The 12775-nt window shown below is 64.7% G+C and carries 13 protein-coding genes and 1 riboswitch; of the genes, 4 read left to right on the top strand and 9 right to left on the bottom strand.

Annotated elements, in window-relative coordinates:
- Positions 1-44: 44 nt before the first annotated feature.
- Positions 45-1322, bottom strand: a complete 1278-nt coding sequence (locus tag J2X09_RS07375; protein ID WP_204732385.1) for an NAD(P)/FAD-dependent oxidoreductase — start codon at positions 1320-1322, stop codon at positions 45-47.
- 252 nt (positions 1323-1574) lie between these two features.
- On the opposite strand from J2X09_RS07375, the gene J2X09_RS07370 reads away from it, so the two are divergent.
- A complete protein-coding gene (locus J2X09_RS07370; protein ID WP_204732386.1) occupies positions 1575-2546 on the top strand; it encodes a porin in 972 nt (323 codons plus the stop codon).
- A 232-nt stretch (positions 2547-2778) separates the two neighbouring features.
- Here the strand turns inward: J2X09_RS07370 and soxB are convergent, their stop codons facing one another.
- The 8 genes from soxB to soxC all read right to left on the bottom strand — a co-directional run bounded on the left by soxB (position 2779) and on the right by soxC (position 9883).
- On the bottom strand, positions 2779-4503 hold the full coding sequence (gene soxB, locus J2X09_RS07365; RefSeq protein ID WP_204732387.1) for a thiosulfohydrolase SoxB: 1725 nt from the start codon (positions 4501-4503) through the stop codon (positions 2779-2781).
- Between the two features lie 88 nt (positions 4504-4591).
- Positions 4592-5242 carry a sulfur oxidation c-type cytochrome SoxX gene (gene soxX, locus J2X09_RS07360; protein WP_204732388.1) on the bottom strand — a complete coding sequence of 217 codons (651 nt, stop codon included), beginning with the start codon at positions 5240-5242 and terminating at the stop codon, positions 4592-4594.
- A 16-nt stretch (positions 5243-5258) separates the two neighbouring features.
- Entirely contained in the window at positions 5259-6020 is a 762-nt protein-coding gene (gene soxA / locus J2X09_RS07355) for a sulfur oxidation c-type cytochrome SoxA (protein WP_310307983.1), read from the bottom strand.
- A gap of 179 nt (positions 6021-6199) precedes the next feature.
- Positions 6200-6511 carry a thiosulfate oxidation carrier complex protein SoxZ gene (gene soxZ, locus J2X09_RS07350; RefSeq protein ID WP_204732390.1) on the bottom strand — a complete coding sequence of 104 codons (312 nt, stop codon included), beginning with the start codon at positions 6509-6511 and terminating at the stop codon, positions 6200-6202.
- A gap of 54 nt (positions 6512-6565) precedes the next feature.
- Positions 6566-7021, bottom strand: a complete 456-nt coding sequence (gene soxY, locus J2X09_RS07345; protein ID WP_204732391.1) for a thiosulfate oxidation carrier protein SoxY — start codon at positions 7019-7021, stop codon at positions 6566-6568.
- Positions 7022-7057: 36 nt separating this feature from the next.
- A complete protein-coding gene (locus tag J2X09_RS07340) occupies positions 7058-7390 on the bottom strand; it encodes a c-type cytochrome (RefSeq protein WP_204732534.1) in 333 nt (110 codons plus the stop codon).
- Positions 7391-7469: 79 nt separating this feature from the next.
- Positions 7470-8540: a c-type cytochrome gene (locus J2X09_RS07335; protein WP_204732392.1), complete on the bottom strand. Its 1071-nt coding sequence runs from the start codon at positions 8538-8540 to the stop codon at positions 7470-7472.
- Positions 8540-9883: a sulfite dehydrogenase gene (soxC, locus tag J2X09_RS07330; RefSeq protein ID WP_310307889.1), complete on the bottom strand. Its 1344-nt coding sequence runs from the start codon at positions 9881-9883 to the stop codon at positions 8540-8542. Before soxC ends, J2X09_RS07335 begins: the two co-directional genes overlap by 1 nt.
- A 247-nt stretch (positions 9884-10130) precedes the next feature.
- Here soxC and J2X09_RS07325 point away from each other — a divergent pair, with 247 nt between their 5' ends.
- The 3 genes from J2X09_RS07325 (at position 10131) to J2X09_RS07315 (ending at position 12603) form a co-directional block, all read left to right on the top strand.
- Positions 10131-10433 (top strand): c-type cytochrome, encoded by a 303-nt coding sequence (locus tag J2X09_RS07325; RefSeq protein ID WP_310307887.1) that lies wholly within the window; start codon positions 10131-10133, stop codon positions 10431-10433.
- A 14-nt stretch (positions 10434-10447) separates the two neighbouring features.
- Positions 10448-11725 (top strand): NAD(P)/FAD-dependent oxidoreductase, encoded by a 1278-nt coding sequence (locus J2X09_RS07320; protein WP_204732393.1) that lies wholly within the window; start codon positions 10448-10450, stop codon positions 11723-11725.
- 80 nt (positions 11726-11805) lie between these two features.
- The gene (locus J2X09_RS07315; protein ID WP_204732394.1) at positions 11806-12603 is read left to right on the top strand and encodes an alpha/beta hydrolase; all 798 of its coding nucleotides are present in this window, start codon (positions 11806-11808) and stop codon (positions 12601-12603) included.
- A gap of 29 nt (positions 12604-12632) precedes the next feature.
- Positions 12633-12742: riboswitch (TPP riboswitch) on the top strand.
- Positions 12743-12775: the final 33 nt, after the last annotated feature.

Here is a 12775-nt window from a genome sequence, read left to right as displayed (position 1 = left end):
TTCGGTACCGCCCATGCAGCGCGGATGCCCGCCCGCCTGAAGGCTCAGATACGCTGCGTCTTCAGCGCGCCCGTCTGGTTGAACCTTGCGGGCGAGAACGGCTCCACGGCCACGCGCGGCGCTTCACCGGTCATCATGGCCGCCAGCAGTTCGCCCGTGATCGGGCCCAGCGTGAACCCCTGGTGGCCGTGCCCGAAGGCGCACCAGAGGCGGTCCACGGCAGGCACGGGCCCGAACACGGGCTTCATGTCGGGCAGGCACGGGCGCGTGCCCATCCAGGGTTCGGCCTCCACCGGTTCGCCCAGGGGAAAGGCCTGTCGCGCCACGCGCTCGGCGGCGGCCACCTGGCCCGGTGTGCGCGGTGCCTGGGGCCAGGCCAGTTCGGCGCCCGTGGTCAGGCGCAGGCCGTCTTTCATGGGTGCGACGACGAAGCCATGGTCGCCGTCGATCACCGTGCTGTGCAACGGCCTGCCTGGCAGCGGCACGTAGTGCCGGTGGTAGCCGCGCTTCGGAATCAGTGGCACGGTGTAACCAAAGCGCCGGGTGAGTTCCAGCGTCCAGGGACCGAGCGCCACGACCACCCGGTCGGCGCGCAAGGACGGCCCCTGGGCGGTGTCGACCTGCCAGCCGCCGTCGTCGGTGCGGCGCAGCGTCATGGCATCGCCCAGATGCACGGTGCCGCCGCGTTCGTTGAAAAGGCGGGCATAGGCTTGCACAAGATCGCCCGGGCTGCGGATGGCGACCGGATCGGTCCAGCGCACGGCACCGGCGAAGCGGCCTTCCAGGCCAGGCTCTTCGCGCGCCACATCGTCACCCGAAAGCTTGACGTGCTGCACGCCAGCCCGTGCACGCTGGTCGGCATTGCGAAAGCAGTCGCGCAGTTCGCTCGCGGATCGGAACAGCGTGAGGTAACCCTGCCCCGCCACGAGGCTCTCGGCCCGGGCCGCCTGCATGAGGTCGGCGTGCGTTTCGAGCGAATGCGCGATAAGGGTTTCATATTCGCGCGAGACGGAGCGGTAACGCGAGCCGCCCGAGTTCAGAAAGTAACTCCAGAGCGGCCCGATGAGCCGCAACACCGCGCCCGCGTGGTAGCGCACATCGATGCGCTGGTTGCCCAGTGCAGAGAGCAGAAAACCCAGGCCGCGCGGCAAGGGATAGGGTTCGATCGCTTCGCGCTGGATGATGCCGGCGTTGCCGTAAGAGGTTTCCAGGCCGGGTGCGCGGCGATCCAGCAGCGCCACCGAGCGGCCTCGGGACTGCAGATGCAATGCGCACGAGACGCCCACCATGCCGGCGCCGAGAACAAGGGTGTCGTACTTCATGAAGAGATTCACTGTAGCCGAAGCCGTCGAACACTTCGCCAAGGACATCAGATTGCTACGAATTTGATGGCATCGCGATGACAGTCGCAGCCGCGCGTGGGGTCATGTGTTGTATGTTGGGGCAAACCCGCTTGTGACGGCCGAATGTCATAGAGCCGTCTCTGCCACTCGATGAAATACGCAGGACTTCCCGCATGGTGTGGGGAGCAAGGGGATCTCCACGGATCCCGTGTACTTTCATCGGAGCAACACATGAAGAAGAGCCTCATCGCTCTGGCCGTTCTGGCTACCACCGGCGCCGCGATGGCCCAGTCCAACGTCACCCTGTATGGCCGCATCGACACGTCCGTCGGTTCCAACAAGGTCAACGGCGTGAGCACCACGCAGATGTTCAGCGGCAACCTGACCTCGACCCGTTGGGGCCTGCGCGGCAGCGAAGACCTGGGTGGCGGCCTCAAGGCGATCTTCGGCCTGGAGCAAGGCTTTGACAGCAGTGCCGGCACGCAAGCCGCTGGCAGCGCATTCGACCGCATGTCCATCGTCGGTCTCAGCGGCGGCTTCGGTACCCTCAAGCTCGGCCGCCACGACACCTCGTTCGACGACATCCGCGACCTGAGCGTCAGCAGCAACCTGTGGGATTCGGAGTTCTCCGCGACCAAGATCGCCTACACCGCCGGCGTGGCCGACTACGCCAGCCGCGCCAGCAACCAGATCCGCTATGAGTCGCCCTCTTTCGGCGGATTCAGCCTGGGCGCCAGCTATGGCCTGGACGAAGACGCCACCGTGAAGGCCGACACCACCGCCTTCAACCTGCGTTACCGCGCCGGCAACCTGGATGTGGGCTTCGGCTACCAGGACCAGAAGGCCAACAACCGCAAGTACTCCACCATCGGTGGCGCCTACAACTTTGGCGTGGCCCGCCTTTCCGCCGGTTTCAACCGCGCCGAGATCCGCAACGGCAACGAAGCCGACGGTTTTGCCATCGGCGTGAACGTGCCCGTGGGCAATCTGGACTTCTCGGTGGGCTACGCCTACAGCAAGGCCGAGACCACCGCCGGCGCCACGGCCGCCAAGGGCACGGCCCTGTCGGCAGGCGTGACCTACGCGATGTCCAAGCGCACCCGGCTGTACGGCGCGTTCCTGGACGGCGAAGTGGAGAACGGCGCTGGCGTGAAGACGCTGGACCGTCGCATGTACTCCATCGGCGTGCGCCACGACTTCTGATCGCGCGCATCCCCCTGACTTAGTTACTTCCTTACCTTCTCCAAGGTTTCATGCCTCTCACCCGGCAACGGGCGGGAGGCTTTTTGCGTTGTCACCGCGCCTCAACGAGAGAGACTACACCGACCAGAGGCAACGAGGGTCCGGCTTCGCCGGCCCAAGGTGCCCTCCCTCCTCCAAGCGCCAAAGGCGCGCCAGAGAGGGAGGAAGCCGCGTCAGCGGCGCAGGGGGGTGATCACAGCATCATGCCGGGGTTGCCGTCCATGCCGACGATGCGCGGGCTGTTGATCTTCACACCCTTGATGACCTTCTTCTCGCGCAGGTAACCCGAAACCACATCCCAGATCGGTTCGCCCTTCGCGCCTTCCTGCACAGACGCCCAGCCCGCCACCTTGTAGGTCTTGCCGGCTTCGATCGGCTTGCCCTTGAGCGTCATGTTGTTGATGCGCTGTCCCATGGCTGCCTTGGGCGAGACGGTGTACTGCATGCCGCCCACGCGCACCATGTCGCCGCCCTGCTGGTAGTACGGATCGGGGTTGAAGATGTTGTCCGCGACGTCTTCCAGGATGGTCTTGATCTGCTCACCGCTGAATTCGTTGAGCGTGGTGGCCGGGTAGGTCATGGCCATCTGGTCCATCATGCGTTCGTAGGTGATGGTGTCGCCCGGGAGAAGCGACGTGCCCCAGCGCACGCCGGGCGAGAACGCGATGTCGGCGCCCTTGTTCTGCATCAGCGCGTCGCAGATGAGCTGGTCCCATGAACCATTGAAGTTGCCACGCCGGTACAGCAGCTCCTCGGTGACGGCGAGTTTCTCGTCCAGCTTGTCCTTGTAAGGCGCGCGCACCTTGTCGATGTGGGCCTGCATGGCCACGTCGGGGGTGATCAGGTTGGAGAAGATCGGCAGCAGCTTGTAGCGGAAGTCCTGCACCTTGCCGCCGCGCACGTCGAAATCGAGCACGCCCAGGAACTTGCTGTTGGAGCCGGCGTTGGTCACCAGCGTCTGGCCGCCGCCGTTCTTCACGATGGTGGGCGCGGGCATGCCGTCGTGCGTATGGCCGCCCAGAATGGCGTCGATGCCACGCACGCGCGAGGCCATCTTGATGTCCACGTCCATGCCATTGTGGGAAAGAACGACGACGACCTGCGCACCCTTGCCGCGGGCCTCGTCCACCATCTTCTGCATGTGCTCGTCCTGGATGCCGAAGGTCCAGTCGGGCACCATGTAGCGCGGGTTGGCGATGGGGGTGTACGGGAACGCCTGGCCAATCACCGCGACCTGTACGCCGTTCATCTCGCGCATCGCGTAGGGCTTGAACACGAGGTCTTCAAAGTCGGTGGTCTTGACGTTCTGCGCCAGGAATTCGACCTGGTCCTTGAAGTCTTTCTCGACGATCTCCTGCACGCGCTTCGCACCGAAGGTGAATTCCCAGTGCGGCGTCATCATGTTCACGCCCAGCAGCTTGCAGGCGTCGACCATGTCCTGCCCGTTCGTCCACAGCGAGGTGGCCGAGCCTTGCCAAGTGTCGCCACCATCGAGCAGCAACGCGTGCGGCCGGCTGGCCTTGAGCTGCTTCACCAGCGTGGCCATGTGCGCGAAGCCACCGACCTTGCCGTAGGTCTTCGCGGCCTGGCTGAAGTTCAGGTACGAGAACGCGTGCGCGCTGGCCGTGCCGGGCTTGATATTGAAGTGCTTCAGCAGCTTCTCACCCACGATGTGCGGCGGCTTGCCCAGGGCATCGGCAACACCCAGGTTGACGTTGGGCTCGCGGAAGTAGATCGGCTGCAACTGGGCATGGCAGTCGGTGAAGTGCAGGAAGCTGACGTTGCCGAAGGTGGGCACGTCGTACAGCTTTTCGCCGGCACCGGGCGCGGCCGCCAGCACATCGCGGTGGTTCAGGGCCATGCCGGTGGCACTGGCCATGGCAAGCACCTGCATGAATTCACGGCGACTGAAGCTCATCGGGGTCCTTGGTAGATAACTGTTTGCTGATATTTGAGCGAAATTTTTTTGACGCTGCCCCGGCTTCTGAGCAGCCGGGGCAGCTCGCTCACTTGTTCACCGGTGAAGCGGGGTCCAGCAACAGGGCCATCACGTCCTTGAGCTGCTTCTCGTTGAGGATGGCCATGTGGCCCACGCGCGGCATCTGCGAACAGGCGTTGTAGGCCCGCGAGTTCCAGAGCTTGCCCCAGGTGTATTCGACGATCGCCTTGCCAGCGGCGCTGTTGGGGTCGGTCACACCGCGCAACTTGCCGTAGTTGTAGAGGCTCGGCCCCAGCGTACCGAAGGAGATTTCTTCCTTGCTGATCTGGTGGCAGTTGTAGCAGTTGCCGCCGTTGGGCGTGCTGGCGGTGTCGGTCCAGGTCAGGCCCCGGCCGCTCTGCGCGATGGCTTCACCGGCCTTCCAGTCGCCCAGGAATTTGCCGTCGCTGGGCCACTTCACGGTCTTCATGTTGGCCGCTTCGATGGCCTTGGCCACCGCCGGGTCGATCGGCTTGCCCGCCACGTCGGCGGCCGCGCATTCGCGGTTGGCGTCGTCCTGCGTGAGGCGATCGAGCTTGGCGATGCCGCGTTCCTGGAACGAGTTCTTGAGGATGTCGGCGGTGGCCTTATCGTAATCGGCGCTGGAAGGCGACGAGGTGCAGCCCGACAGCACAATGGCCGCCAAGGGCAGCACAGCGTATGCAAAGGTCTTCTTCATGTTCGTTGTCTCCGGTTCAGCGCTTGATGGCAGGCACGATGGACTCGGCGCTCTTGGCGTTCACGCCCATGTAGACACCGAGTGCAATGGTCGCGTCGCTGCCGAACTTGGGTTCAGGGAAGCGCTGCTGGCGGAAACAGTCGTTCAGGCGCAACTGCATGCCCCACATCTGGGAGTTGGACACGCGGTAGGCCGGCCAGGCGGCAAAACCGATGCCGTCGCCCGGGTTCTTGGTGAGGTTGGGCAGGTCCTGCAGGCGAATGCGCTTGTCACTTTCACCGTGGCAGGAAGCACAGGAGAAGTCGTGCGTGCCGCCGCGCGTGAAGAACATGCGTTTGCCGACCTCGTACATCAGCTTTTCCTGCGCGTGCGATTGCGGCAGGTTGAAGCGCATGCCTTTGGAGGCGGTTGCCACATAGGTAGCAAGCGCGGTCACGTTGGCCATCTCGCCCCGGCCAAACGGTGTCTTGGCGATCTCGGCACCGTTGAAGCCCTGCAGGGTCTCCATGCAGGTGATCAGGCGGGTCTCCAGGTCCTGCACGCGGCCAGTGTCCTTGAAGAAACGCGGCAACTCGACGAAAGCGCCCTTGATGACACCTGGACCTTTGCCCAGATCGCACTGCTCAAGGGAAACGTTCTTCGGTCCCCGTTTCTGTTTCCAGAGTTCCTCGCCCTTCATCTCGAACAGTTCGGCCGGGTTGCCGTCCTGCAGCATCTCGCGGTATTTCGCGATACCTTCGGCGGTCGCGTCCTGGGCCTGCACGGCGCCTGCGGCCATCAGGCCACCGAGCACCAGCGCGGCGGGAACAAGCTGGAATTTCATGGGGTGTCTCCTCGTGTAGTTATCGAAAAAGCGGTGGAGCGAAATCTCCAGAGTCACCGCGGAACCGGCTTCGCCGGGCCGCTGGTGACGCCCCCTGGAGGGGGTCGCGCGAAACGCGGCGGGGGTGATCCCAGTTACGCGATGCTTGCTTCGTCGGTGCGCGAGTCGCCCTTGCTGTCGGTCCACTTCACGGTGACCTTGTCGCCCTTGGCGGCACCCTTGAATTTGAAGGACAGGAAGGGGTTCTGCGCCACCGAGCCGGTGAACAGCGAGCTCAGCACGACCTTGCCGTTGTGCGTGGCTTCCACTTCCTTGATGAAGTGGGCGGGAATGAGGGCGCCCGCAGCATCGCGGCGCGTGCCCGGCTCCATGACGTGGGACATGAGAATGCGAACGGTGGTTTCGTCACCGGCGAGTGCGGCGCGGATGCGCATCGGATCGGCCATGATGGACTCCTGAAATTCTGTGAATGGGTGCGATGGAGACGTGGGTGCGGGCGATCAGCCGCCGCAACCACCCAGCGTGACCTTGGTTTCCTTGGTGGCGGAGTACAGCTTGCCGTCGGCCTTGACGACCGCGATCACGTTGCTGCTCTGGCCCATCTTCAGGCGGGTCTGCACGTCGGGTGCGGTACCAGCCGGGATGATGAAGCCGGCCGACAGCGGCATCGGGTTCTTCTCGACGATGAGGTAGATCTCGGTCGTGTTGGGCAGCTTGCTCGAAGCACCGATCGGCACCACCGCGCCGTTCTCGGCGATGTCGGGGGCGACCACAGTGACCTGGTCGCTATTGGCGGGCGTGCCACCGATGGCCTTGAGGGCATCGGGCAGCGTCTTCACTTCAAAGCCGGCGCGGTCCACGGCAGCCTGGGCCTGGCTCTGGGTGATGAGGCCCAGCGACACCAGCGAGGCGAACGCCCCCGTGGTCTTGAGGGCGACTCGGCGTGAGTTGTTCATGTTGAGCTCCTGGTGAGAATAAAAACGGGGCGAAGTTTACTGGTCTGGTGCGCCGGCGAGGATCCATCCGGCCAGCAGTTTGAGCTCATCGTCCTTCAGATTCGGCTGTGGGGGCATTGGCACCGGGCCATACAGACCGGAACCACCCGACTTGATGCGCGCTGCCACGGCTTCCAGCGCACCGGCCTGGCCCTTGTGCTTCGCGGCCACATCCTTGTAGGACGGTCCGACCATCTTCTTGTCCACCGCATGGCAGGCCAGGCACGCGTTCTTGGAAGCCAGGGCCTTGGCGGCGGCGGCATCCTGGGCATGGGCATTGGCGCTCAGGAAGGCGCCAGCTGCTGCCAAGCACAGCAGGATTGGTTTCATGGACATAGCGTACGGTCTCCTTGTCGTGGGGGAAATGGGGTTTACGAGTAAATGCAAATATTTATAGGGCCTGATTCAACTACTTCGCACCGTCGGCGATCCACTTCGCAATGGCGCGCGCATCGGCTTCGCTCAGCTGGGGTTGCGGCGGCATGGGCACCGCGCCGAACACCCCTGAACCACCGCTCTGGATCCGGCCGGCCAGGTAGGCCTCCAGATCGGCCCGCCCCTTGTGCTTGGCGAGGATCTCGGCGAAACCGGGGCCGACGATCTTGTTGGTCATGCCATGGCAGGCGGTGCAGCTGTTGGCGGTCAGCAGGGACTTGGTGTCTTTCACAGCCGGTGCGGCGGACGCCACCACCACAGGCGCGGGCGGCGGCGTGCTGCCCACCGGCCCCTTGGGCGGCGGTTTGGTGGTGTCGGCGCCGCGCACCGGGCCGATGACGCGGTTCTGCTCCTGGATGTTGCCGTGCGCATCGCGCGCAAAGTCGGGCAGCGATGAACGGATGGTGGTCTCGACCGGGCAGTCCTTCATGCAGGCGACGTTCTTCACGTCGCCCTTGCCCTCGAGCTTCCAGAGCGGCTCGTGGAACACCATACCGTTGCGGTTGGGCATGCGCTTTTGTACCTCGGCGATGTTCTGGTCGCTCAACGTGAACTCGGCCGGCACCACCTCGGCCAGGCTGAGGATGTATGCGGTCACCGCGTACACCTCGTCGGTCTTGAGCGTCTTCGGCGCGTTCCACGGCATGGCGCGGTTGATGTAGTCCCACAGCGTCGAGAGCGTGGCCACTTTCATCATGGTGGTCTTCTGCGGGAAGCTGCTGCCCGGCTCCAGATTCTTCACGCGGCCGCGCTCGATGTCGGCCTTGGTGGTACCACCCACGATGGGCGTGAATACTTCGTTCGATTCCCCGAAACTGCCATGGCACGAGGCGCACTGCGCCTCCCACACCTGCTCTCCCTGAGCCACCGTGCCGGCGCCCTTGGGCAAGCCTTTGAAGTCGGGACGCACGTCGATGTCCCAGGCTTTCACTTCGGCCTTGGTGGCATCGCGCCCAACGTCGTGCCAGGGCTTGCCCTGGGCCATCACGGCGGTGGCGGTGAATGAAGCCAGCAGCAGGATGGTGCTGCGCAAGATCAAGTTCATCAAAACACCTGCACGTTGGAGACTTCGCCGTTCTCGGCCACCTTCCACGACTGGATCGCGTTCTGGTGGTAGATCGAACGCGTGCCGCGCACGGCGCGCAGCTGGTTGATCCTGGGCTGCACATAGCCTGTGCTGTCGATCGCACGGCTCTGCAGGATGGCTGGCTTGCCGTCCCACACCCAGTCGATGTTGAAGCGCGTGAGCGCCTTGGGCAACACCGGGCCTTCGAGCCGCGCGGTGCGCCAGTTGCGCCCCCCATCCACACTCACATCCACGCGTTTGACCGTGCCCCGGCCGGACCAGGCCAGGCCCGTGACGTTGTAGTAGCCCTTGTCCAGCAGCGTCTGGCTGCCCGACGGGGTGGTGATCACGCTCTTGCATTCCTGGATGCCGGTGTACTGGCGGTGCGTGCCGTCGGGCATGTGGTCGATGTAGTGGACCGCCTCGTCCTTGGTCGCCCACTTCTGATCGCCCACCTCAAGGCGACGCAGGTATTTCACCCAGCTCACACCCTGGATGCCGGGCACCACCAGGCGCAGCGGGTAGCCGTTCTCCGGGCGCAGCATCTCGCCGTTCATGGCCCAGGCCACGATGCAGTCGTCCATGGCGCGGTCCATGTCGATGGTGCGGGTCATGGACGACCCGTCTGCCCCTTCAGCCAGCACGTACCTGCCGTTCTTCTTGTCGTAGCCGCACATCTCCAGCAGGGTGGAAAGCAGCACGCCGGTGAATTCGCAGCAACTCACCATGCCGTGCGTGTACTGGACCGAAGGCAGCGCCACGTTGCCCCACTCGGGCGCTGAGTTGGCGCCACATTCGATGAAGTGGATGCGCGAGACACTGGGCAGGCGCATCAGATCGTCCATGGTGAACACGCGCTCGCGCTTGACGAGGCCGTTCACCATCAGCCGGTGCTTCGAAGGGTCGATGTCCCACCAGCCCTGGTGGTGGCGCTCGAAATGCAGGCCACTGGGCGTGATGATTCCGAACAACCCCTGCAACGGCGTGAAGCTGACCGACGCCTGCGGCACCCGGGTGAGCCCCGGGCTCTGGCGGCGCTGCAGGTTGCCCTCCCACTTGCTGGGCAGGCCATAGCCCAGCGTGGCCACGGGCTGACCCAACCCGGTGGAGTGCGCCGGCAACTTCAGGATGGCTTCCTCGCCTTCGGCCGCCACGGCACGGGTGGCAGCGGTTGCACCGGCGACGGCACCCGCGCCCATCGCAAGCGCTTTGCCCATGAAACTGCGCCGGGCCTTGCGGGCCTGCTCCAGCTTGTCGGCGCTCAGGTGGTTTTCGGGGGCTGGCAGAACGCGCCCGATGACGTCGCTCAGGTCTTTGGACACAGCATTTTTCCTTGTGTGGCGAGAGACGCCTTGATTTGGAGTGGGACTATATGAGTGATTGCTGATATTCGGATTGGTGTTAACCCGTACCCCAACCACCCGAATAGGGTTTCCACGCTAGGCGTCTTCCGTCCGCCCGCTAGCATGAAGCATCGAAATATGCGTACTTACGAATAATTAACGACAGCTAAGGTCATCTGCTACAGTTTTGGATGCAATTACGTTTCGACACCACTGGAGACCCACGATGATGAAACCGATGAAATGGCTCGCTGCGGGCGTGCTCGGCGCTGCCGCCATGGGCGCGCAGGCCCAGGTCAATCAGATCAAGGTGTGGGCTGCCGCCTGCGCCAACTGCCACGGCACGGACGGCCGGGCAGAACCCGGCGCCATTTCGCTGGCCGGCCAGAGCAAGGACGACCTGCTGCAGAAGCTGCTGGATTTCAAGGCCGGCAAGCGGCCCGCGACCATCATGCACCAGCTCGCCAAGGGCTATTCCGACGAGCAGCTGGCTGACATCGCCGGCTACTTCGCCGCCCAGAAGAAATAACAGGAGCCCACGCCATGCAACGTCGTCAATTCGTTCAAACGCTGGGTGCGGGTTCTGCGGTCGCCAGCCTGGGTCTCATGGGCGGCTGTGCCACCACGGGCAGCGGCGCCAAGGTCGTCGTCGTGGGTGGCGGCTATGGTGGCGCCACCGCCGCCAAGTACGTGCGGCTGTTTTCTGACCATGGCATCGATGTGACCCTGGTCGAACCCAACACGGCCTTCGTGTCCTGCCCGATCTCCAACCTGGTGCTCGGCGGCCACAAGACCATGGCCGACATCACCACGCCGTACGACAACCTGAGCAAGCGCCACGGCATCAAGGTGGTGCGCGACATGGTCGCCAGCATCGACCCGACCAGGCGCACGGTAAAGCTGGCCAGCGGCGGTGAACTGCCGTACGACCGCCTGATCCTCTCGCCCGGCATCGACTTCATGTGGGACACCCTGCCCGGCATGGCGAAGCCCGGCGCGGCCGACAAGGTGCTACACGCCTGGAAGGCCGGACCGCAGACCGTGGCCCTGCGCCGCCAGCTCGAAGCCCTGCCCGATGGCGGCGTGTACGCGCTCTCGATCCCGCTGGCACCGTACCGCTGCCCGCCCGGCCCCTACGAGCGCGCCTGCATGGTGGCCAGCTACTTCAAGAAGGCCAAGCCGAAGAGCAAGGTCGTGATCTTCGACGCCAACGACGACATCACCTCCAAGAAGGGCCTGTTCATGAAGGCCTGGGACGAACATTACAAGGGCATCATCGAATACCGGCCCAAGCACAAGGTGGTGGATGTGGACGCCGCCACCAACACCCTGAAGTTCGAGTTCAACGACGACTTCAAGGCGGGCGTCGCCAACGTGATCCCGACGCAGCGTGCCGGCGAGATCGCCGTGAAGACCGGCCTGGCCACCGCGAACGCGCGCTGGTGCGAGGTGGACTTCCTCACCTTCGAGTCGAAGGCGGCGAAGAACATCCACGTGCTGGGCGATGCGATCCAGATCGCACCCGGCATGCCCAAGTCCGGCCACATGGCCAACCAGCACGGCAAGACCTGCGCGGCCGCCGTCGTCTCGCTGCTGCAGGGCAAGGAACCGCCTGCGCTGCCGATCTACGCCAACACCTGCTACAGCTTCGTCACCGCCACCGACGTGGTGCACGTGGCCAGCGTGCACCGCTACGACGCCGCGCAGAAGACCATGCTCACGGTACCCGGCTCGGGCGGCCTGTCGAGCGCGGCGAGCGAACTCGAAGGCGCCTATGCGATGGCCTGGGCGCGCAACATCTGGGCCGACTCGCTGGCCTGAAACCCGCCCTCTCACGCAAAGCCCTGTTCGCAGGGCTTTTTCTTTGTCCCCCTGTCAGCCAACCACCGGAAAACACCTCCATGAAACGTCGGTCTTTTGCGTCCCTGGCCCTGCTGCCCATCCTCACCGCCCATGCCCAGCCTGCCGAGCGCGTCGGCGTGCTGTTCCTGCACGGCAAGAACCCGGGCGGCCCGGCCAGCCCGCAGTACGCGCCGGTGAAGGCCGCGATGGAGAAGCAGGGCTGGCTGGTGTCTCTGCCGGACATGCCCTGGTCGCGCAACCGCTATCTGCAGGGCGACTGGAACGGCGCCATGGCCGAGGTCGCCCAGCATGTGAAAGCACTGCAGGACCAGGGTGCGACTCGCATCGTGCTCATGGGCCACAGCATGGGCGTGCCCGCTGCCATGAGCCACGCGGCACGCGGCGGCACGGCGCACGCGCTGGTGCTGCTGGCGCCGGGCCACGTGCCGCAGGGCTACTTCACCGCGCCGCAGCTGGCACCGGTGCGCGAGAGCATCGAAGCCGCGCGCACCCTGGTGGCCGCGGGCAAAGGCGACGAGAGCCAGCGCTTCATGGACATCAACCAGGGCCGGCAGCAACCCGTCATCACCACCGCGAAGAACTTCCTTTCGTACTTCGACCCCGAGTCCGACGCGGACATGGGAGTGACCGCGCCGAAACTGCCCGCCAGCCTGCCGGTGCTCACCGCGATCGGCCAGGGTGATCCGTTGTTCGCCCGCGTGCGCAGCTATTACGTCGACAAGCTGCCCGGGAACCCAAAAACGAAGCTGCTGGAAGTGACGGGCGGCCACCTGGAGACGCCACAAGTCGCGTTGGAGCAGGTCATGGCCTGGATACCGCAGGCGCTCGCAGCCTGAGCCGTATACTTCGTCCCGCGCCTTCAAGGCGCATCCGCTAGGGGTGTTGCACCGGGGTTCCGATTCCGGTCGCGACTGAGAGAGTCCCTTTGAACCTGACTGAGGTAATCCTCGCGCAGGGAAGCAGGCCGGAGATCCCACACCCCGTCGCCACGCGCCGGAACACAGGCCG

Origin of the sequence: Hydrogenophaga laconesensis (assembly GCF_031457235.1) — a bacterium.
In the GTDB taxonomy this organism is placed as follows: domain Bacteria; phylum Pseudomonadota; class Gammaproteobacteria; order Burkholderiales; family Burkholderiaceae_C; genus Hydrogenophaga; species Hydrogenophaga laconesensis.
This window is presented reverse-complemented; position numbering and strand designations above follow the sequence as displayed.

Bases quoted from the DNA above. Each gene is read 5' to 3' on its own strand.
- soxY (WP_204732391.1), bottom strand. From the start codon at position 7,021: ATGAACAACTCACGCCGAGTCGCCCTCAAGACCACGGGGGCGTTCGCC.
- J2X09_RS07375 (WP_204732385.1), bottom strand. From the start codon at position 1,322: ATGAAGTACGACACCCTTGTTCTCGGCGCCGGCATGGTGGGCGTCTCG.
- J2X09_RS07320 (WP_204732393.1), top strand. From the start codon at position 10,448: ATGCAACGTCGTCAATTCGTTCAAACGCTGGGTGCGGGTTCTGCGGTC.
- soxB (WP_204732387.1), bottom strand. From the start codon at position 4,503: ATGAGCTTCAGTCGCCGTGAATTCATGCAGGTGCTTGCCATGGCCAGT.
- J2X09_RS07340 (WP_204732534.1), bottom strand. From the start codon at position 7,390: ATGAAACCAATCCTGCTGTGCTTGGCAGCAGCTGGCGCCTTCCTGAGC.
- J2X09_RS07315 (WP_204732394.1), top strand. From the start codon at position 11,806: ATGAAACGTCGGTCTTTTGCGTCCCTGGCCCTGCTGCCCATCCTCACC.
- soxZ (WP_204732390.1), bottom strand. From the start codon at position 6,511: ATGGCCGATCCGATGCGCATCCGCGCCGCACTCGCCGGTGACGAAACC.
- J2X09_RS07370 (WP_204732386.1), top strand. From the start codon at position 1,575: ATGAAGAAGAGCCTCATCGCTCTGGCCGTTCTGGCTACCACCGGCGCC.
- J2X09_RS07325 (WP_310307887.1), top strand. From the start codon at position 10,131: ATGATGAAACCGATGAAATGGCTCGCTGCGGGCGTGCTCGGCGCTGCC.
- soxA (WP_310307983.1), bottom strand. From the start codon at position 6,020: ATGGCCGCAGGCGCCGTGCAGGCCCAGGACGCGACCGCCGAAGGTATC.
- J2X09_RS07335 (WP_204732392.1), bottom strand. From the start codon at position 8,540: ATGAACTTGATCTTGCGCAGCACCATCCTGCTGCTGGCTTCATTCACC.
- soxX (WP_204732388.1), bottom strand. From the start codon at position 5,242: ATGAAGAAGACCTTTGCATACGCTGTGCTGCCCTTGGCGGCCATTGTG.